Source organism: Pseudomonas sp. CFBP 13710, from assembly GCF_014842235.1.
GTDB lineage: Bacteria > Pseudomonadota > Gammaproteobacteria > Pseudomonadales > Pseudomonadaceae > Aquipseudomonas > Aquipseudomonas baltica.
Map to the genome: position 1 here is coordinate 463,075 of NZ_JACYVJ010000003.1, position 18,068 is coordinate 481,142.

Here is an 18,068-nt window from a genome sequence, read left to right on the forward strand (position 1 = left end):
CCAGGCCGCCTGCAGGCGGCCTCTGCGGATAATGGATCACGAACATCGAGACTGCAGGTCACGGGCAGGCCGATGCATCGGCACCGCCGCCACCCTTGCAGCCTGTCTTTATTCGGAGGGCACGTATTCTACAACTTCCAGATCGAATCCGGATATCGCATTGAACTTCATTGGCGAGCTGAGCAGGCGCATCTTGCGCACGCCCAGGTCGCGCAGGATCTGCGAACCGGCGCCGACGATACTGTAGGTGGTCGGGGTTTTTGCCACGGCCTGCCCGGCACTTTCACGCAGGTGCGCCAGCAGTACGTCGCCGTCCTGCTGGTGGCCGAGCAACAGCACCACACCGCTGCCGGCCTCGGCAACCGCGCTCATCGCCGCGCGCAGGCTCCAGCGGCCCGGTTGCTTGACCATCAACAGGTCGCGCAGCGGGTCCATGTTATGCACCCGCACCAGGGTCGGCTGGTCCGCCACCACTGTGCCCAGGGTCAGCGCCATGTGCACGTCGCCTTCCACCGAATCACGATAGGTCACCAGGTTGAACTGGCCCAGTTCGCTGTCCAGCGGCTGCTCGGCAATCCGCTGAACGGTACGTTCATGGATCATCCGATAGTGGATCAGATCGGCAATGGTGCCGATCTTGATGTCATGCTGGGCCGCGAACACTTCCAGTTCGGCACGGCGCGACATGGTGCCGTCGTCGTTCATCACCTCGCAGATCACCCCGCTGGGCTCGAAGCCGGCCATCCCCGCCAGGTCGCACGCAGCCTCGGTGTGGCCCGCGCGGGCCAGCGTGCCGCCCGCCTGGGCCATCAACGGGAAGATGTGCCCAGGGCTGACGATGTCCTCGGCGCGCGCATCGGCCGCAGCCGCGGCCTGCACCGTGCGGGCGCGGTCGGCGGCGGAGATGCCGGTGGTCACGCCGGTGGCCGCTTCGATGGACACGGTGAACTTGGTACCGAAGCCCGACCCGTTGCGCGGCGCCATCAGCGGCAGCTTGAGCGTCTCGCAGCGCTCGCGGGTCATCGGCATGCAGATCAGGCCACGCGCGTGGCGGGCCATGAAGTTGATGTGCTCGGCCTTGCAGCATTCGGCGGCCATGATCAGGTCGCCTTCGTTTTCGCGGTCTTCGTCATCCATCAGGATGACCATCTTGCCCTGGCGGATATCTTCCACCAGCTCTTCGATCGTGTTGAGCGCCACGCGGCACCCCCTTGTGTTCAGAACAGCGCGCTGTTCAGGATTTCAGGTAGCCATTGGCCGCCAGGAAGCTTTCGCTGATCGCGCCCTGGCTCGGCTCGCTGGCCTTGTCGCCCAGCAGCAGACGCTCCAGGTAGCGCGCCAGCAGATCGACCTCGAGGTTGACCAGGCGACCTGGACGGTAGTCGTCCATGATGGTTTCGCTCAGCGTGTGCGGAATGATCGTCAGTGCGAACTCGGCGCCATCCACGGCGTTCACCGTCAGGCTGGTGCCGTCGACGGTGATCGAACCCTTGTGGGCGATGTACTTGGCCAACTCTTTCGGCGCGCGGATACGGAATTCCACGGCGCGGGCGTTTTCCTGGCGTGAAACCACCTCGCCGACGCCATCGACATGGCCGCTGACCAGGTGCCCACCCAGACGCGTGGTGGGGGTCAGGGCCTTTTCCAGGTTGACCCGGCTGCCGTTCTTGAGCTGGTGGAAAGCGGTGCAGTCCAGGGTTTCGCGGCTGACGTCGGCGACGAAGCCGTTGCCCGGCAGTTCGACGGCCGTGAGGCAGACGCCATTGATGGCAATGCTGTCGCCGAGTTTGACATCGCCCAGGTCGAGCTTGCCGGTGTCAACGTGTACGCGCACGTCACCGCCCTTGGGGGTCAACGCACGGATGCTGCCGATGGATTCGATGATGCCGGTGAACATGAGTCCTCCTCGAGAACAAGGCTGGCGCGAGGCGCAAGCCGGAAATTATACGCGCTTTGCCGGGGCCGTAGCGGGCTGTGGCGCAAGGGTCGGGACGGCGATCACGCGCCAGTCGTCGCCCACCGCCGTCATGTCGATGATCTGCAACTGCGGCGATTCGCTCATGTGCGTCAGTGGCCAGTCGAGCAACGGCCGCGCCGTGGAGCCCATGAACTTGGCGGCAATGAATATCTGATACTCGTCCACCAGGCCTTGGCGGGCGAAGGCCCCTGCCAGGCTCGCTCCAGCTTCCACCAGGACTTCGTTGAGGCCTCGGCGCGCCAACTCGCCGCACAGAGCCGGCAGATCGACTCGCCCATCCCTGCCCGGCAGGCTCAGCAGTTCGTGACCGGCCTGAACGTATTCGGGGTGATCCGTTGCGTCTGCGCAGGTCACGACCAGCGCCGGCCCGGCCTGGAAGAACGGCGCATCCAGCGGCACCCGCAGGCGGCCGTCGATCAGAATGCGCAATGGCACGCGGCGCGTTGCCAGCTCGGTATCCTCGGCATCCAGCCCCAACTCGGAGGCGCGCACGGTCATCCGCGCACCGTCGGCAATCACGCTGTCGGCGCCGCTCAGTACGGCGCTGGATTGCGCCCGCAGGCGCTGCACTGCCGAACGCGCGGCAGGCCCGGTGATCCACTGGCTCTCGCCGCTGGCCATGGCCGTGCGCCCGTCCAAACTCATGGCCAGTTTTACCCGAACGTAGGGCTGGCCGTGTTCCATGCGTTTGAGAAATCCGGGGTTCAGTGCCCGGGCCTCGGCGGTAAGCAGCGGGCACGTGACGGCGATGCCCGCTTGTCGCAGGCGCTCAAGGCCCTGCCCGGCCACCTGCGGATTGGGGTCCTGCATGGCTACCACCACCCGCGCCACGCCGGCTTCGACCAACGCCTCGGCGCATGGCGGCGTACGCCCGTAGTGGCTGCACGGCTCGAGCGTTACATAGGCCGTGGCGCCCCGCGCGCGGGTGCCGGCCTGGCGCAGTGCATGCACCTCGGCATGGGGGCCGCCGGCCTGCATGTGCCAGCCTTCGCCGACCGTTTCACCGTCACGCACGATCACGCAACCCACACGCGGGTTGGGATGAGTGGAATACACGCCTTTGCGCGCCAACTCCAACGCGCGGGCCATGTGCCGGGTATCGCTGGCCGTCGGGTCGGGCATGCTCATCATTCCTTCGCCGGCTCGCGCGCCAGGCGGTCGATTTCCTCGCGAAACTCGTCCAGGTCCTGGAAGCGCCGGTACACCGAAGCAAAACGGATGTAGGCCACTTCATCGAGCTTTTGCAGCTCGGTCATGACCCACTCGCCGACGACCAGCGACTTGACCTCGCGTTCGCCCGTGGCGCGCAACTGATGCTTGATATGCACCAGCGCCGCCTCGAGGCGCTCGACACTGACAGGGCGTTTTTCCAGCGCTCGCTGCATGCCCGCGCGCAGTTTTTCTTCGTCGAAAGGCTGGCGGCTGCCGTCTTGCTTGATCAGTCGCGGGAGCACCAGTTCGGCGGTTTCGAAGGTGGTGAAACGCTCACCGCAAGCCAGGCACTCACGGCGCCGGCGTACTTGCTCGCCCTCGGCGACCAGTCGTGAGTCGATGACCTTGGTGTCGTTGGCACCGCAGAAGGGACAGTGCATGGTGGCAGGCAACAAAAAAAGGGAGGGCCATGGTAGCGCATCCCACTGGCAAGACAAGCCCGGGGCTTTGCGGTATACAGACGGCTCTACTTTCGTTGGGTTTCGAAATGCCGTCCAAGTCGCTCGTTCTGCTCGCTCTCTTCAGCCTGCTCGCCGCCTGCAGCAGTGATGCGCCCAAGCCTGTGGCCAGCGCTACCCCGCCGCCGACGGCAGCGCCCGTCATCAAGGCGCCCGTGGAACTGGGGCCGTTGCCGGCCTACCAGCGCCAGCTCAGCGGCAACCTGCTCGGCGTACCCGCCGGCGCCGAAGTCGAGATGGCCCTGCTGGTGATCGATTCCCGGGCGCGCCCGCAGAAACTGCTGGCCAGCGCCAAGCAGCGGGGCACCGGCCAACCCCTGCCCTTCCAGCTGCGCTTTGCCGCCGAAGCCTTCCCGGCCGGTTCGCGGGTCGAGCTGCGCGCCCGCGCCAGTCAGTCGGGGCAGTTGATCCTGCACCTGCCTGCCGTGCAGATCAACCAGCCCGCCACTCAGCTGCTGGGCAACCTGGAAATGATCAAGGCCCCCTGAAACGCTCGGGCAACGCCCACGATCCGGCCAAACGAGCGGCGGTGGTGGGCCCGATTCGAATCCCTTATAGTCCACCGAACCGCAGATCCGCGAGATTCACATGAGTCAAGAAACCCCGTATATCATCGACGTTACTACGGCCAACTTCGACCAGGCCGTCATCGACGAATCCTTTACCCGGCCCGTGCTGGTGGATTTCTGGGCCGAATGGTGCGCCCCTTGCAAAGTGCTGATGCCTTTGCTGCAACAGATTGCCGAGGGCTACTCAGGCGAGCTGGTTCTGGCCAAAGTCGACTGCGACGCCGAACCCGACATCGTCGGCCGCTTCGGCATTCGCAGCCTGCCCACCGTGGTGTTGTTCAAGGATGGTCAGCCGGTGGATGGCTTCGCTGGCGCACAACCTGAGTCGGCCATCCGCGCCCTGCTCGAACCGCATGTGCAGATGCCACCGCCGGCGGCGGCCGATCCACTGGAACTGGCACAGGCCCTGTTCAGCGATAGCCGCTTCGGCGAAGCCGAGCAGACCTTGAAGGGGCTGCTGGCCGAAGACAATGCCAACCCTGGCGCGCTGATCCTGTTCGCTCGCTGCCTGGCCGAACGCGGCGAGCTGGACGAAGCGCAACAGGTGCTCGATGCCGTCGGTGGTGACGAGCACAAGGCGGCCCTGGCCGGTGCCAAGGCGCAGCTGACGTTCCTGCGTCAGGCCAAGGCCCTGCCCGATGCAGCCGACCTCAAGGCGCGCCTGGCCCGCGACCCTGGCGACGACGAGGCGGCGTATCAGCTGTGCGTCCAGCAGCTGTCGCGCCAGCATTACGAAGCAGCGCTCGACGGCCTGTTACAGCTGTTCACGCGCAATCGCAGTTACAGCGAAGGGCTGCCGCACAAGACGTTGCTGCAGGTGTTCGAACTGCTCGGCAACGATCACCCACTGGTGACCAGCTACCGCCGCAAGCTGTTCGCCGCGCTGTACTGACGGACTGCCGGGCACGCGGTGCTTTCGGCTAGCCGCCAACCCAGCAATAGACCGGCGCATCCGCGCCGGCTTCTACCTTCACCTGCGGGCAATGGCGCAAGCGCACCAGCATTCGCTTGCCAGCCGCCACGTCACCGACTAGCCCCTGCACCTGATCCAGCAATGCCGGACCGTCGATACGACCTGCCTGCTCCAGCAGATGAAGAACGCTGCGCCAGGCGCCATCGTCCTGGGCCTTGGCCTTGCCTGGCGCGGGCGCCGCTGCCGACGTCAGCACAGCCTCGGACGCTGTCGCGAATGGGCCAGCGAGGTGCGCCCAGTCCTCAGCGTCCATGTCTATGGCCAGGTCCACCGGCAGGTTGCCTACGGTGCCTTTGATTCTGATCATGCGGATGCCCTTCCATAACGAGGCCTCGTTGTAGCAGCGCCTCGCGGGTGAAGCAATCCCGGCTTCGACTTCAAGCCCTCTGCACGCATTGCCTGAACCGAACATGAATCTTTACAGACACATGGCAACCCAATGTAAATTTGTTATAACATTGCGTTTCCATATCGCTCACGAGATTCCCCAATGCGCCGTCTCATGCTTGCCCTGCCCTTCGCTCTGCTGCCCTTCGTCGCCCATGCCCACGAGGAGGGCCACGAGCATGAGCATGAGCATGAGCACGGCAGCCTCGGCGCCCACGAACACGGCGTGGCACGATTGGACGCCGCCCTGGATGGCCAATCCCTCGAACTGGAACTGCAAAGCCCGGCCATGAACCTGGTGGGCTTCGAGCATGCCGCCAGCAGCGATGCCGACAAGGCCAAGGTCGCCGCGGCACGCAAGACCCTCGAGCAACCCCTGGCCCTGTTCGGCCTGCCCGCCGCAGCCAATTGCAAAGTCGCCGAGCAGAAGCTGGAAAGCCCGTTGTTCGGCGACAAGCCTGCCCACGAGCACAACGCCGCAGAAACCAAGCAAGGTGAAGAGCATCACCACGAGCACAGCGAGATTCATGCGCACTACCACTTCACCTGCGCGTCGCCACAGGCCCTGGAACACCTGGACCTGGCGCGCTTGTTCAGCACCTTCCCCGCCACCCAGAAAATTCAGGTACAACTGATCGGCCCGTCCGGCCAGCAGGGTACGGACCTCACCCCCAAGCAAAGCAGCCTGAAATTCTGACCCATGAGCGATGCATTGATCGAGCTGGCCGAACTGGGCTTTGCCTGGCCTGGCCAAGCGATGTTGCTGGACATTCCCGCGTTCCGTCTGGAGCGTGGGGAAACCCTGTTCCTGAAGGGCCCCAGCGGCAGTGGCAAGACCACCCTGCTGGGCCTGCTCGGCGGCGTGCACACGCCGCAGCATGGCAGCGTTCACTTGCTCGGGCAGAACCTGAGCGAGTTGAGCTTTGCCGCCCGTGACCGGTTTCGCGTCGAACACACGGGCTACATCTTCCAGCAATTCAACCTGCTGCCGTTCCTGTCGGTGCGTGAGAACGTGGAGCTGCCCTGCCGCTTCTCTCGCCGCCGTACCGCGCGTGCCGAGAAGCGCCATGGCAGTGTTGCCCAGGCGGCCACGCAACTGCTGGCACACCTTGGCCTGACCGATCCGGCCCTGCTCCAACGCCGTGCCGACACCCTCTCCATCGGTCAGCAGCAACGCGTGGCGGCTGCGCGCGCGCTGATCGGCCAACCCGAACTGGTGATCGCCGACGAGCCGACCTCGGCACTGGACAGCGATGCCCGCGAAGCCTTCATCCAACTGCTGTTCGCCGAATGTCGCGCCGCCGGCTCGAGCCTGCTGTTCGTCAGTCACGATCAAAGCCTGGCGCCTCTGTTCGACCGCCACCTGTCTTTGGCCGAACTCAATCACGCAGCACGCCCTGCCTCACCCGAGGTGTCTTGATGTACCTGCTTCGTCTTGCCCTGGCCAGCCTGGCCAACCGCCGCTTCACCGCGTTCCTGACCGCCTTCGCCATTGCCCTGTCGGTGTGCCTGCTGCTGGCCGTGGAACGTGTGCGTCACGAAGCCCGTGCCAGCTTCGCCAGCACGGTCAGCGGTACCGACCTGATCGTCGGCGCCCGCTCCGGCTCGGTCAACCTGCTGCTTTACTCGGTGTTCCGCATCGGCAACGCCACCAACAACATCCGCTGGGACAGTTTCGAGCATTACGCCAACAACCCGCAGGTCAAGTGGGCCATTCCCATCTCGCTGGGTGACTCGCACCGCGGCTACCGGGTCATGGGCACCAACCAGAGCTATTTCGAACACTATCAGTACGGCCGCCGGCAGTCGCTGCAGGTGGTGCAGGGCCGTGCCTTCCAGACCGACCCGTTCGAGGTGGTGCTTGGCGCGCAGGTCGCCGATGCCCTGCATTACAAGCTGGGCGACAAACTGGTGCTGGCCCACGGCGTGGCGGCGATCAGCCTGGTCAAGCACGACGACAAGCCGTTCACCGTCGTCGGCATCCTCGCCCGCACCGGTACGCCGGTCGATCGCACGCTGCACATCAGCCTGGGCGGCATGGAAGCGATCCATGTCGACTGGAAGAATGGCGTCCCGGCGCGCGGCGCCGGACGCATAAGCGCCGACCAGGCGCGCAACATGGACCTCACACCCAGCGCCATCACCGCGTTCATGGTCGGCCTGAACAGCAAGATCGCCACCTTCGCCCTGCAACGCGACATCAACGACTTTCGCGGCGAACCGTTGATGGCGATCCTGCCCGGCGTGGCCCTGCAGGAGCTGTGGAGCCTGATGGGCACTGCAGAACAGGCGTTGTTCGTGATCTCCGTATTCGTCGTGCTGACCGGCCTGATCGGCATGCTCACGGCCATCGTCACCAGCCTCAACGAACGCCGTCGCGAGATGGCCATCCTGCGCTCGGTCGGCGCTCGTCCCTGGCACATTGCCGGCCTGCTGATTCTCGAAGCCTTCGCCCTGGCACTGGTCGGAATCCTCGCGGGCATGGCATTGTTGTACCTGGGCATTGCCTGCGCGCAGGGCTACGTGCAGTCCAACTACGGCCTGTATCTGCCGCTGAGCCTGCCCAGCGCCTATGAGTGGTCGCTGCTGGGGATCATTCTCGCGGCCGCAGTGGTCATGGGCGCGATCCCGGCCTGGCGCGCCTACCGGCAATCTCTGGCCGACGGCCTGTCGATCCACCTGTGAGGATTTCACCTATGTTGCGCGCGGTAATGGCCCTGTTGCTGCTGACCAGCATGTCGCTGTCCGCAGCCGAGCTCAAGGAAGTCAGCTGGGAGACGCTTATCCCGCCGGATGCGCCCAAGCTGACCCCGCAGATGACGCCAATGCACGATCTGGCGAACATCGGCACGACCTTGGTCGAAGCAGCGCCTGCCGTCCACCAGCAGGCGCCCGATGCACCCGTGGTCCAGGCACTGGACGGCCAGCAGCTGCGTATCCCCGGCTACATCGTGCCGCTGGAGGTCAACGAGGCCGGTCGGACCACCGAGTTTCTCCTGGTGCCCTATTTCGGCGCCTGCATCCATGTACCGCCGCCGCCGTCCAATCAGATCGTGCACGTCACCAGCGCCGTCGGGGTCAAGGTCGAGGAGCTCTACCAGCCCTACTGGATCGAGGGACCGATGCAGGTCAAGGCCAGCACCAGCGACCTGGCCCAGGCCGGCTACCAGATGGCCGCGGCGAAGATCTATGCCTACGAACTTCCCGACTGAGCCAATGACTTTTCATTGAGCCAGATCAAAAAACCGTAGCGACGCACTGACTACCATTGGGCGAATGTCCTTCGCATTCCCCAATGGAGCCCCCATGAACAAGTCCTTGCTCGGCGCCTCACTGATTGCCCTGGCGCTGGCAACCTCACAGGCCCAGGCCCACCAAGCCGGCGACATGATCATTCGCGCCGGCGCCGCCACCACCGCGCCCAATGAAGACAGCGGCCAGCTCAAGCTGGACGGCGCCAAGATCGCAGGCACCAAAGCCACCCTCGACAGCGACACGCAGCTGGGCCTGGCCTTCGCCTACATGCTCACCGACCACGTCGGCATCGAGCTGCTGGCGGCCACTCCATTCCAGCACACCGTAGGCGTGCGCGGAATCAGCGCCGCCACCGGTATCGGCGGGCTCGACGGCAAGCTGGCAGACGTCAAGCAACTGCCTCCCACCCTGTCATTGCAGTACTACCCATTGGCGCCAACGTCGCGCTTCCAGCCGTACGCCGGCGTCGGCATCAACTACACCCTGTTCTACGACGAAGACCTGAGTGGCGCGCGCAAGCAGCAGGGCTTCGACAACCTGAAGATCCAGGACTCGGTGGGCATTGCCGGGCAATTGGGTTTCGACTACATGTTGGGCGAGCACATGATGCTCAATGCGTCGGTCTGGTACGTCGACATCGACACCAAGGCCAGCGTCGACGGCCCCACGGCGCTAGGCGTCGGCCGCACCAAAGTCGACCTGGAAGTCGATCCGTGGGTGTACATGGTGGGTGTGGGCTACAAGTTCTAGGCAACGATCCTGCCGCCAGCCCTGCCCCATCGGTGCGGCAACGGGCTGGCGACAGTGGGCGGTTACGGTGCCAGGAGGCGCCGCAACCCTTCTTCCAGCGGCGTCACCGGGCCCAGTTCGAAGCGTTCCAGCAGCAAGGCGTTATCGGCGCGCGAGTGACGGATATCGCCCGCACGCGCCGGGCCGTGGCTCACCGCCGGCAAACCGCCCAGCACTGCGCCCAGCCCCGCCAGCAGCTGATTGAGCGACGTCGCCTGGTTCAGCCCTACGTTCACCGGCCCCGGTTGCACGGTGGCCTGCTGCAACCCCTGCATCAGCAAGGTCACCAGGTCACCGACATAGAAGAAGTCACGGGTCTGTTCGCCATCGCCGAACAGGCTGATCGGCTGCCCACGCTGGGCGCGCTCGCTGAAAATACTGATGACGCCCGAATACGGCGAGGACGGATCCTGCCTCGGCCCGTAGATATTGAAGAAGCGAAACACCACCGGCTCCAGCCCATGCTCGCGGTGGTAGAAGTCCAGATAGTACTCACTGGCCAGCTTGTCCGATGCATAGGGCGTCAAAGGTGCCTTGGGTGTGTTCTCGCCGACCGCCTCACCTTCGCCATTGTTGCCATACACCGCGGCACTGGAAGCGAACAGCACACGCTTGACCCCCGCCAGACGCATCGCTTCGCACAGGTTCAAGGTGCCGATGAAGTTGCTCTGGTGAGTCTTCACCGGATCGTCCACAGAAGCCTGCACCGAAGCGACCGCGGCCAGGTGCACCACCGCTTTGCAGCCGCCTACCACCTGTGCCAACAGGCGTGCGTCGGCGACATCGCCTTCGATCAGCTCCAGCCTGGGGTTTTCCATCGGCAGGTTGCTGCGCTTGCCTGTGGACAAGTCGTCGAGCACCCGCACCGAGTGACCTTCGGCCAGCAACGCATCGACCAGATGGGAGCCAATGAAACCGGCACCGCCGGTGATCAGAATGGGTGTATCAGCCATGTCGGTAGTATCTGTCCAGAAGGCTCGGCAGCCCCGAACGCCAGGCGCGCGGCTTGATACCGAAGGTGTGCAGGATTTTCTTGCAGGCCAGCACGGCGTGCTGCGGTTCTTCCCCGGCATCGGGCCGCGCGGCGTGGGCCTGCGCGGTGGGCGCATCGATCGCCAGTGCGTGCATCGTCCTGGCTTCGCTGATGATCGCCTGGCCAAGGGCCAAGGCAGTGGTCGCCTCGTTGCCGGCATAGTGGTAGGTGCCCCACAGCGGCGCTTCGCAGTCCAGCTGCTTGAGCACCGAGAGGATCACCCGCGCGGCATCATCCACCGGGGTCGGATTGCCGCGCCGGTCATCGGCCAGCGGCAGCGGTTGCGGCAGCTCGGCGCGCTGCAGGTAGCGCCCCAGCACGCCGTCGGCGCTGTCGTCCAGCAGCCAGCCGAACCGCAACAGCACGTGCCGTGGGCAGGCCGCGCGCACGCTCTGCTCGATGCGCCACAGCGCCTGACCGCGCAGGCCAAGGGGCACCGGCTCATCCTTTTCGCTGTAGGCAGTGGCCCGCGAGCCATCGAACACACGATAGCTGGAAGGCTGCAAAAGCACGATCTGGTGCTGCTGGCAGCGTTCGGCCAGGCGCTCTACCGCGATTTCTTGTTGGTCCAGGCGCGCCTGGCTCACTGCATCGGCCTGAAACCAGTCGAAGTAGTACGCCAGATTGATCAGCGCATCGGGGCGGGTTTCATCGAGCAGGTCGGTGAGGCTCGCCCCGTCCCAACCGTTTTCCGGCGGCCGCGGGGCCAGGAAGCCGATGCCCTCTTCCGCTCCGAGGCGAATCAGCGCTTGTCCTAGGGCATTCCCACCGCCCAACAGCATAAGGCGCATTCGCATAGAGTCAGCAGGTCCGTTCAAATTGGCAGTTCAGATTAACCGCAGGCGCGTGGTCGACGACAAAACCTTCGCCCGCACTCGAATCGAACAGCCATTTTGCGTTTTTCTGACGCCGACGTCACGCGCTATCAAAAAGAGGGGTTAGTGACAGCCCCGCAGCCTCAGCCCGGCACAGCCTGCGCAGGCAATCGTTGCCCCAGTAAACGACGCCCCAGCTTCTGCCCGTTGACCTCGATCAGGTGGTAGGTGATGAAGGAAACCCCGATCACGGCCAGCAATACCAGGCCCACGAGCAGATTGTTCAGCCACGGATAACCGCTGTCCAGATAACGGAAATCTCCGAACACCGGCGCCAGCGGCAAGCCGGTCTTCTTCTCCAACACCATGAAGAGCAGGATCAACACACTCAAAATGATCACATGGGTCAGGTAGATCGAGTAAGAAAGTCGCCCCAGCAGCTCGAACACACGCGTCTTCAGCACGTTGGAAACGACCCCGGCATCGAACGCATACAAGGTCACCGTCAGGCAGAACAGAGCGCTGGCCAGCATGGCCTTGTTCGGCTCGTCACTGCTGAGCACCCAGACAATAGATCCGCCCGCCACGACTTCGAGCAGCGAAGCCATTGCGAACCCCGGCTGCACGCGTCGGCGCAGTGCCTCGAAGGCCTTGTAGCACAGCGCCCCGGCGAAGAAGCACGCCAGCCCCTTGTAGGCCAGCGCGGTGAACGGCCCTGCCCCGCTGTACAACAACGCCGCAGCACCCATGACGATGCCTGCCCAGGCCAGCACCCGACGATGCGCCAACGTGCACAGCACCACCGCGGCGAAAATCAAATACATGTAGTACTCGATGCTGATGCTCCAGGACGGATAGTTGAACGACATGTTCTCGGTCCACGGCGTCCACGCCTGGATCAACAGCAAGTTGGGCACGATCTGCGAAGGCGCATACATGCCGGTGAACGGCTCCTTGTTGAAGTTGACCCCTTGCTGCGCGGCGCCCCACTTCACGAACTCGAAGACGATGAACACGCCCAGCAAACAGACATGCAAGGGAGCCAGCCGAAAAGTGCGCAGAATGAAGAACCGCCGCAGGTCCAGATCGTGCCGCGCGCCGTAGGCATGGGTGATCACGAAGCCGCTGAGCACAAAGAAGAAATCCACGAACAAATCGGCACTGCGAAAGAACGCCAGCTCCGTCACACTGCCGACCACATGCAGGTGATACAGCACAACGGCCAACGCGCAGATACCGCGAAGACTGTCGAGCGCGTGAAAGCGTTGACCTGAAGCCATGACGTGATTCCGTTCGAAGGGTGTATCGGCTGCAGGCAGTGCGCTCCAGGTAACGAAGCGTGGGCAACAGGGCCGCGAAGTTGGAAAAATCTTAGTGAAGCGGCGGGGCCAGGGCAAGGTAATACGCGATGCATATATTTATATTTTGCCGCTGCGAAAACAGCTGAAAAACTGGCGTCAAAGCCGCTTTATGAGGCCTGCTCGAAGCAGCACCCTCGCCTGCTTTTTGGCGAGCGGCAAAAAGCCCCGGTGCCGGTTGGCAGCGGGGCTTTTTCATTTCATACGGGCGGTGCAGATATACCCTAGAACGGAATATCATCATCAAAGCTGTCAAAGTCCGGAGCCGGCTGCTGTGCTGGCTGCTGCTGCGCAGGCGGAGCCGAACGCTGCTGCGGCGCGGACTGCTGCGGGCGCGGCGCCTGCTGACGTGGGGCCGGTGCCGACTGCTGGTAGTTGTTGCCACCGCCGCCCTGCTGGTCGTTGTTCTGCGGACGGCCGCCCAACAGCTGCATGGTGCCCTGCATGTCGACGATGATCTCGGTGGTGTAGCGCTTGATACCGTCCTTTTCCCACTCGCGGGTCTGCAGCTTGCCTTCGATGTACACCTGCGAGCCCTTGCGCAGGTACTCACCGGCGATCTCCGCAACCTTGCCAAACATCGACACACGGTGCCACTCGGTACGCTCGACCTTCTGGCCGCTCTGCTTGTCGGTCCACTGCTCGCTGGTGGCCAGGCTCAGGTTGGTGACCGCATTGCCGTTGGGCAGGAAACGGACCTCAGGATCCTGACCGCAAGTACCCACCAGAATGACTTTGTTAACCCCACGGGCCATAACGTTCTCCTAGGCTTCGCACGCTGTCGGCGCTGGGTTGACCAGGCGCTCGAGGGCGGTGCGATCCAAAATTTCTTTGTCCAATTTGATATAGATGGCGGCCTCTTCTGCCACCACCACCGCATCTGTTACACCGGGCACGGCTTTCAACCGCTCGGCCAATCCCGTCTCGCGCATCGCTTGGGGCGAAAGCGGCAAGCGCAGACTGGTCACGTAGGGTGGTTCGCGCATAGTAACAGCTATGGCCAGCCACAGGGCGCACAGCGCCGCGCATCCGATGAAGACCACACCCAGGCCACCCTGCTGAAACAACCAACCACCAAGGATGCCACCCATGGCCGACCCCAGGAACTGGCTGGTGGAATACACCCCCATGGCCGTGCCCTTGCCGCCGGCCGGCGAAACCTTGCTGATCAACGAGGGCAGCGACGCCTCCAGCAGGTTGAACGCCGTGAAGAACACCACCGTGCCAATGACCAGCGCCCTCAGGCTGTCGCCGAACGCCCAGAAGAACACCTCCACCAGCATCAAGGTCGCCACCGCGCCCAGCAGAACACGCTTCATCTTGCGCTTCTTTTCGCCGTAGATGATGAACGGAATCATTGCGAAAAAAGATACGACCAGGGCGGTCAGGTACACCCACCAATGCTGCTCCTTGGGCAACCCGGCGCGCTCCACCAATGCCAGTGGCAAGGCGACGAAGCTTGCCATCAGGATCGAGTGAAGCACGAAAATGCCGAGGTCCAGGCGCAGCAGATCGGGGTGCTTGAGGGTGGCCAGCATCTCGCTGCGGGTCACGCCCGACTCACGATGAAGGGTATGTGCCGTCGCCTTGGGCACCACGAAGGCCACCAGCGCGATGCCAACCAACGCCAGCCCGCCGGTCGCCAGGAACAGGCCATGCAGGCCGAAGGCGCGGGTCAGCAGTGGCCCGACCACCATCGCCACCGCGAACGACACGCCAATGCTCATGCCGATCATGGCCATCGCCTTGGTGCGGTTCTGTTCGCGGGTCAGGTCCGATAGCAGGGCCATGACCGCTGCCGATATCGCCCCGGCGCCCTGCAGAACGCGTCCAGCGATCACACCCCAGATGGAGTCGGACTGGGCCGCGACCACGCTGCCGATGGCGAAGATCACCAGGCCGCCGTAGATGACCGGACGACGGCCGATCCGGTCGGAGATGACCCCGAAAGGGATCTGCAGAAATGCCTGGGTCAGGCCATAGGCGCCAATCGCCAGACCGATCAGGGCCGGGGTGGCGCCCGCCAGGTCCATGCCATAGGTCGCCAGCACTGGCAGGACCATGAACATGCCCAGCATGCGGAAAGCGAACACCAGGGCCAACCCGCTGGCTGCGCGGGTTTCACCGCTGCTCATGCGTTCGCTGTGGGGATCGTGCATGGATAAACCTCGTGTGAACCGGTGACGATTCTACCAGTCCCACCCAGTAACGGCACAGACGGCGACGCTATGACGCGCCTTCTTCATCTTTGCGCGCACTCACCGTGCCGTGCCATTGACAAGCCCCGTATACTCACCTGTTTACGCCCGCCGCGCGAGGCCGCCTTGGACAAGATTCTGGTACGTGGGGCTCGAACCCACAATTTGAAAAACATCGACCTGACCCTGCCCCGTGACAAACTGATCGTGATCACCGGGCTGTCGGGTTCAGGCAAATCCTCCCTGGCTTTCGACACCCTCTACGCCGAAGGCCAACGCCGCTACGTCGAATCGCTGTCGGCCTATGCCCGGCAATTCCTGTCGATGATGGAAAAGCCCGACGTCGACACCATCGAAGGTCTGTCGCCGGCCATTTCCATCGAGCAGAAGTCGACATCGCACAACCCGCGCTCCACCGTCGGCACCATTACCGAGATCTACGACTACCTGCGTCTGCTGTACGCCCGCGTGGGCACGCCGCGCTGCCCGGATCACGACATTCCGCTGGAGGCCCAGACCGTCAGCCAGATGGTCGACCTCGTCCTGGCGCAGCCCGAAGGCGCCCGCCTCATGCTGCTGGCCCCGGTCATCCGCGAACGCAAAGGCGAGCACCTGGCCATTTTCGAAGAGCTGCGCGCGCAGGGTTTCGTCCGTGCGCGCATCAACGGCAAGCTCTACGAAATGGACGAGCTGCCCAAGCTCGACAAGCAGAAGAAGCACACCATCGAAGTGGTGGTGGACCGCTTCAAGGTCCGTGCCGACCTGCAACAGCGTCTGGCCGAATCGTTCGAGACGGCGTTGAAGCTGGCCGATGGCATCGCCCTGGTGGCGTCGATGGACGACGAACCGTTCGAAGAGATCATCTTCTCCGCACGCTTTGCCTGCCCGATCTGCGGCCACGCAATCAGCGAACTGGAACCCAAGCTGTTCTCCTTCAACAACCCGGCCGGCGCCTGCCCGACCTGCGATGGCCTGGGCGTGAAACAGTTTTTCGACAACAAGCGCTTGGTGAATGGCGAATTGACCCTGGCCGAGGGCGCGATCCGCGGCTGGGACCGGCGCAACGTCTACTATTTCCAGATGCTCGGCTCGCTCGCCAGCCATTATCAGTTCAGCCTCGACGTGCCGTTCAACGAGCTGCCGGCCGACCAGCAGAAAGTCATCCTCACCGGCAGCGGCACCCACAACGTCGACTTCCGTTACCTGAATGACCGGGGCGATATCGTCAAACGTTCGCACCCGTTCGAAGGCATCGTGCCCAACCTCGAACGCCGCTACCGCGAAACCGAGTCGGCCAGCGTCCGTGAAGAACTCGCCAAGTTCCTCAGCACCCAGCCCTGCCCGGACTGCCGCGGCACGCGTCTGCGCCGCGAGGCTCGGCATGTATGGGTAGGCGAGAAAACCCTGCCCGCCGTCACCGGCCTGCCGATCGGCGACGCCACCGAGTACTTCGGCACGCTCGCCCTGACCGGACGCAAGGGCGAAATTGCCGACAAGATCCTCAAGGAAATCCGCGAGCGCCTGCAGTTTCTGGTCAACGTCGGCCTGGACTACCTGACCTTGGACCGCAGTGCCGACACGCTGTCCGGCGGCGAAGCCCAGCGCATCCGTCTGGCCAGCCAGATCGGTGCGGGCCTGGTCGGCGTGATGTACATTCTCGACGAGCCCTCCATCGGCCTGCATCAGCGGGACAATGATCGGTTGCTGGGGACCCTCAAGCACCTGCGCGACATCGGCAATACCGTCATCGTCGTCGAGCATGACGAAGATGCCATTCGCCTCGCCGACTACGTGGTGGACATCGGCCCCGGCGCCGGCGTGCATGGCGGCCATATCGTCGCCCAGGGCACCGCGCAGGAGGTCATGGACCATCCCGACTCGCTGACCGGCAAGTACCTGTCCGGCCGCGTGAAGATCGCCGTGCCAGCCAAGCGTACGCCGCGCAACAAAAAGCTGGCCCTGACGCTCAAGGGCGCCCGCGGCAACAATCTGCGCAATGTCGATCTGGAGATCCCGATCGGCTTGCTGACCTGCGTCACCGGCGTTTCCGGCTCGGGCAAGTCGACCCTGATCAACAACACCCTGTTCCCCCTCAGCGCCACCGCTCTCAATGGTGCAACCACGCTGGAAGCCTCGGCGCATGACAGCATCAATGGCTTGCAGCACCTGGACAAAGTGGTCGACATCGACCAGAGCCCGATCGGACGCACGCCGCGCTCGAACCCTGCCACCTACACCGGATTGTTCACACCGATCCGCGAACTGTTCGCTGGGGTGCCGGAATCGCGCTCACGCGGTTATGGCCCGGGCCGCTTCTCGTTTAACGTCAAGGGTGGTCGCTGCGAGGCCTGCCAGGGCGACGGCTTGATCAAGGTAGAGATGCACTTCCTGCCCGACATCTATGTGCCCTGCGATGTCTGCAAGAGCAAGCGCTACAACCGCGAAACCCTGGAGATCAAGTACAAGGGCAAGAACATCCACGAAACCCTCGAGATGACCATCGAGGAGGCGCGCGAGTTCTTCGATGCGGTACCGGCACTGGCGCGCAAGCTGCAGACGCTCATGGATGTCGGCCTGTCCTACATCAAGCTGGGGCAGTCGGCGACCACCTTGTCCGGCGGTGAAGCACAGCGGGTCAAACTGTCCCGCGAGCTGTCCAAGCGCGACACCGGCAAGACGCTCTACATCCTTGACGAACCCACCACTGGCCTGCACTTCGCCGATATCCAGCAGCTGCTCGACGTGCTGCATCGCCTGCGCGACCACGGCAACACCGTGGTGGTGATCGAGCACAACCTCGATGTCATCAAGACTGCAGACTGGCTGGTCGACCTGGGCCCGGAGGGCGGCTCCAAAGGCGGCCAGATCATCGCCGTCGGCACACCGGAGCAGGTTGCGGACATGAAGCAGTCCTACACCGGTCACTACCTCAAACCGCTGCTCGAACGCGACAAAGCCTGAAACTAAAAAGCCCCGCACAAGCGGGGCTTTTTTCAATCCAAACACAACACCAACCCTGTAGCAGCGGCGCAAGCCGCGTCAT

18 protein-coding genes are annotated in these 18,068 nt (G+C 63.8%); 8 read left to right on the forward strand and 10 right to left on the reverse strand.

Features of this window, described 5'->3' with window-relative positions; genetic code table 11:
- Positions 1 to 108: 108 nt before the first annotated feature.
- From ribBA to nrdR, 4 genes are read right to left on the reverse strand one after another with little or no spacing between them, the layout of a single operon-like run.
- Positions 109 to 1,200: a bifunctional 3,4-dihydroxy-2-butanone-4-phosphate synthase/GTP cyclohydrolase II gene (gene ribBA / locus IFT44_RS10635; RefSeq protein ID WP_192175878.1), complete on the reverse strand. Its 1,092-nt coding sequence runs from the start codon at positions 1,198 to 1,200 to the stop codon at positions 109 to 111.
- Positions 1,201 to 1,234: 34 nt separating this feature from the next.
- Entirely contained in the window at positions 1,235 to 1,897 is a 663-nt protein-coding gene (locus tag IFT44_RS10640) for a riboflavin synthase (protein ID WP_122475606.1), read from the reverse strand.
- A 45-nt stretch (positions 1,898 to 1,942) separates the two neighbouring features.
- Positions 1,943 to 3,100, reverse strand: a complete 1,158-nt coding sequence (gene ribD / locus IFT44_RS10645) for a bifunctional diaminohydroxyphosphoribosylaminopyrimidine deaminase/5-amino-6-(5-phosphoribosylamino)uracil reductase RibD (protein WP_192175879.1) — start codon at positions 3,098 to 3,100, stop codon at positions 1,943 to 1,945.
- Between the two features lie 5 nt (positions 3,101 to 3,105).
- Positions 3,106 to 3,570, reverse strand: a complete 465-nt coding sequence (nrdR, locus tag IFT44_RS10650; protein ID WP_161804299.1) for a transcriptional regulator NrdR — start codon at positions 3,568 to 3,570, stop codon at positions 3,106 to 3,108.
- 107 nt (positions 3,571 to 3,677) lie between these two features.
- Here nrdR and IFT44_RS10655 point away from each other — a divergent pair, with 107 nt between their 5' ends.
- Entirely contained in the window at positions 3,678 to 4,136 is a 459-nt protein-coding gene (locus tag IFT44_RS10655) for a YbaY family lipoprotein (protein WP_192054895.1), read from the forward strand.
- Positions 4,137 to 4,236: 100 nt separating this feature from the next.
- Complete coding sequence (gene trxA, locus IFT44_RS10660; RefSeq protein ID WP_192175880.1) at positions 4,237 to 5,109, forward strand: thioredoxin; 873 nt, start codon at positions 4,237 to 4,239, stop codon at positions 5,107 to 5,109.
- Positions 5,110 to 5,137: 28 nt separating this feature from the next.
- Here trxA and IFT44_RS10665 read toward each other — a convergent pair whose 3' ends face one another.
- A complete protein-coding gene (locus IFT44_RS10665) occupies positions 5,138 to 5,497 on the reverse strand; it encodes a hypothetical protein (protein WP_192175881.1) in 360 nt (119 codons plus the stop codon).
- Positions 5,498 to 5,680: 183 nt separating this feature from the next.
- Between IFT44_RS10665 and IFT44_RS10670 the strand changes: the two genes are divergently transcribed.
- The 5 genes from IFT44_RS10670 to IFT44_RS10690 all read left to right on the forward strand — a co-directional run bounded on the left by IFT44_RS10670 (position 5,681) and on the right by IFT44_RS10690 (position 9,582).
- Positions 5,681 to 6,274, forward strand: coding sequence for a DUF2796 domain-containing protein (locus IFT44_RS10670; protein WP_192175882.1), 594 nt, complete (start codon positions 5,681 to 5,683; stop codon positions 6,272 to 6,274).
- A gap of 3 nt (positions 6,275 to 6,277) precedes the next feature.
- Positions 6,278 to 6,997, forward strand: a complete 720-nt coding sequence (locus tag IFT44_RS10675; protein ID WP_192175883.1) for an ABC transporter ATP-binding protein — start codon at positions 6,278 to 6,280, stop codon at positions 6,995 to 6,997.
- Positions 6,997 to 8,262, forward strand: coding sequence for an ABC transporter permease (locus tag IFT44_RS10680; RefSeq protein ID WP_122475617.1), 1,266 nt, complete (start codon positions 6,997 to 6,999; stop codon positions 8,260 to 8,262). The genes IFT44_RS10675 and IFT44_RS10680 overlap by 1 nt, the downstream gene beginning before the upstream one ends.
- Positions 8,263 to 8,273: 11 nt before the next feature.
- On the forward strand, positions 8,274 to 8,789 hold the full coding sequence (locus IFT44_RS10685; protein WP_192175884.1) for a DUF3299 domain-containing protein: 516 nt from the start codon (positions 8,274 to 8,276) through the stop codon (positions 8,787 to 8,789).
- A gap of 94 nt (positions 8,790 to 8,883) precedes the next feature.
- A complete protein-coding gene (locus tag IFT44_RS10690) occupies positions 8,884 to 9,582 on the forward strand; it encodes an OmpW/AlkL family protein (RefSeq protein WP_192175885.1) in 699 nt (232 codons plus the stop codon).
- Between the two features lie 62 nt (positions 9,583 to 9,644).
- Here IFT44_RS10690 and IFT44_RS10695 read toward each other — a convergent pair whose 3' ends face one another.
- From IFT44_RS10695 to IFT44_RS10715, 5 genes are all read right to left on the reverse strand, one after another.
- Positions 9,645 to 10,574 (reverse strand): NAD-dependent epimerase/dehydratase family protein, encoded by a 930-nt coding sequence (locus IFT44_RS10695; RefSeq protein WP_192175886.1) that lies wholly within the window; start codon positions 10,572 to 10,574, stop codon positions 9,645 to 9,647.
- A complete protein-coding gene (locus IFT44_RS10700) occupies positions 10,567 to 11,451 on the reverse strand; it encodes a sugar nucleotide-binding protein (protein WP_122475625.1) in 885 nt (294 codons plus the stop codon). Before IFT44_RS10700 ends, IFT44_RS10695 begins: the two co-directional genes overlap by 8 nt.
- A gap of 161 nt (positions 11,452 to 11,612) precedes the next feature.
- The gene (locus tag IFT44_RS10705) at positions 11,613 to 12,749 is read right to left on the reverse strand and encodes an acyltransferase family protein (RefSeq protein ID WP_192175887.1); all 1,137 of its coding nucleotides are present in this window, start codon (positions 12,747 to 12,749) and stop codon (positions 11,613 to 11,615) included.
- Positions 12,750 to 13,051: 302 nt separating this feature from the next.
- Positions 13,052 to 13,582 carry a single-stranded DNA-binding protein gene (locus tag IFT44_RS10710; protein WP_122475629.1) on the reverse strand — a complete coding sequence of 177 codons (531 nt, stop codon included), beginning with the start codon at positions 13,580 to 13,582 and terminating at the stop codon, positions 13,052 to 13,054.
- Positions 13,583 to 13,591: 9 nt separating this feature from the next.
- Entirely contained in the window at positions 13,592 to 14,986 is a 1,395-nt protein-coding gene (locus tag IFT44_RS10715; RefSeq protein WP_192054910.1) for an MFS transporter, read from the reverse strand.
- A 165-nt stretch (positions 14,987 to 15,151) separates the two neighbouring features.
- Here IFT44_RS10715 and uvrA point away from each other — a divergent pair, with 165 nt between their 5' ends.
- On the forward strand, positions 15,152 to 17,986 hold the full coding sequence (gene uvrA / locus IFT44_RS10720) for an excinuclease ABC subunit UvrA (RefSeq protein ID WP_122475633.1): 2,835 nt from the start codon (positions 15,152 to 15,154) through the stop codon (positions 17,984 to 17,986).
- Positions 17,987 to 18,068: the final 82 nt, after the last annotated feature.

What these genes read in the sequence shown, in the direction of transcription:
- IFT44_RS10695 (WP_192175886.1), bottom strand. Translation starts at nt 10,574, where the DNA reads ATGGCTGATACACCCATTCTGATCACCGGCGGTGCCGGTTTCATTGGC.
- IFT44_RS10675 (WP_192175883.1), top strand. Translation starts at nt 6,278, where the DNA reads ATGAGCGATGCATTGATCGAGCTGGCCGAACTGGGCTTTGCCTGGCCT.
- nrdR (WP_161804299.1), bottom strand. Translation starts at nt 3,570, where the DNA reads ATGCACTGTCCCTTCTGCGGTGCCAACGACACCAAGGTCATCGACTCA.
- IFT44_RS10670 (WP_192175882.1), top strand. Translation starts at nt 5,681, where the DNA reads ATGCGCCGTCTCATGCTTGCCCTGCCCTTCGCTCTGCTGCCCTTCGTC.
- IFT44_RS10655 (WP_192054895.1), top strand. Translation starts at nt 3,678, where the DNA reads ATGCCGTCCAAGTCGCTCGTTCTGCTCGCTCTCTTCAGCCTGCTCGCC.
- IFT44_RS10700 (WP_122475625.1), bottom strand. Translation starts at nt 11,451, where the DNA reads ATGCGAATGCGCCTTATGCTGTTGGGCGGTGGGAATGCCCTAGGACAA.
- IFT44_RS10680 (WP_122475617.1), top strand. Translation starts at nt 6,997, where the DNA reads ATGTACCTGCTTCGTCTTGCCCTGGCCAGCCTGGCCAACCGCCGCTTC.
- IFT44_RS10685 (WP_192175884.1), top strand. Translation starts at nt 8,274, where the DNA reads ATGTTGCGCGCGGTAATGGCCCTGTTGCTGCTGACCAGCATGTCGCTG.
- trxA (WP_192175880.1), top strand. Translation starts at nt 4,237, where the DNA reads ATGAGTCAAGAAACCCCGTATATCATCGACGTTACTACGGCCAACTTC.
- ribD (WP_192175879.1), bottom strand. Translation starts at nt 3,100, where the DNA reads ATGCCCGACCCGACGGCCAGCGATACCCGGCACATGGCCCGCGCGTTG.
- IFT44_RS10710 (WP_122475629.1), bottom strand. Translation starts at nt 13,582, where the DNA reads ATGGCCCGTGGGGTTAACAAAGTCATTCTGGTGGGTACTTGCGGTCAG.
- IFT44_RS10715 (WP_192054910.1), bottom strand. Translation starts at nt 14,986, where the DNA reads ATGCACGATCCCCACAGCGAACGCATGAGCAGCGGTGAAACCCGCGCA.
- IFT44_RS10705 (WP_192175887.1), bottom strand. Translation starts at nt 12,749, where the DNA reads ATGGCTTCAGGTCAACGCTTTCACGCGCTCGACAGTCTTCGCGGTATC.
- IFT44_RS10665 (WP_192175881.1), bottom strand. Translation starts at nt 5,497, where the DNA reads ATGATCAGAATCAAAGGCACCGTAGGCAACCTGCCGGTGGACCTGGCC.
- IFT44_RS10690 (WP_192175885.1), top strand. Translation starts at nt 8,884, where the DNA reads ATGAACAAGTCCTTGCTCGGCGCCTCACTGATTGCCCTGGCGCTGGCA.
- IFT44_RS10640 (WP_122475606.1), bottom strand. Translation starts at nt 1,897, where the DNA reads ATGTTCACCGGCATCATCGAATCCATCGGCAGCATCCGTGCGTTGACC.